This is a genomic window from Staphylococcus microti (genome assembly GCF_000934465.1).
In the GTDB taxonomy this organism is placed as follows: domain Bacteria; phylum Bacillota; class Bacilli; order Staphylococcales; family Staphylococcaceae; genus Staphylococcus; species Staphylococcus microti.
Genome location: NZ_JXWY01000130.1, coordinates 1 through 225 on the forward strand (window position 1 = coordinate 1; position 225 = coordinate 225).

General features: G+C 34.7%; 1 protein-coding gene. It reads right to left on the bottom strand.

Annotated elements, in window-relative coordinates; all coding sequences use genetic code 11:
* On the bottom strand, window positions 1-196 hold a 196-nt coding region (locus TP70_RS10190), incomplete at its 3' end, for an IS3 family transposase (RefSeq protein ID WP_169743617.1).
* Between the last annotated feature and the right edge of the window lie 29 nt (window positions 197-225).

A 225-nucleotide genomic window follows, 5' to 3' on the forward strand; every position in this document is an offset into this window, starting at 1 on the left:
TAAGTCTAACAATCTTCTTACGATTCATGATAATACCTTGTTGTAAGAGGGTCATATGAATGCTTCTTGAACCTTTAGAATACCCTCGTTTATTAAACGCTGCTAAAACTAAATCAAAATCTTTTTCATCATTTTTCTCACGTTCAATACGTTTCTCTTCTCGTTTTTTCCACGCATAAAAACCAGATCTAGACACCTGGGCAATCTTGCACAGCCAAGATATAT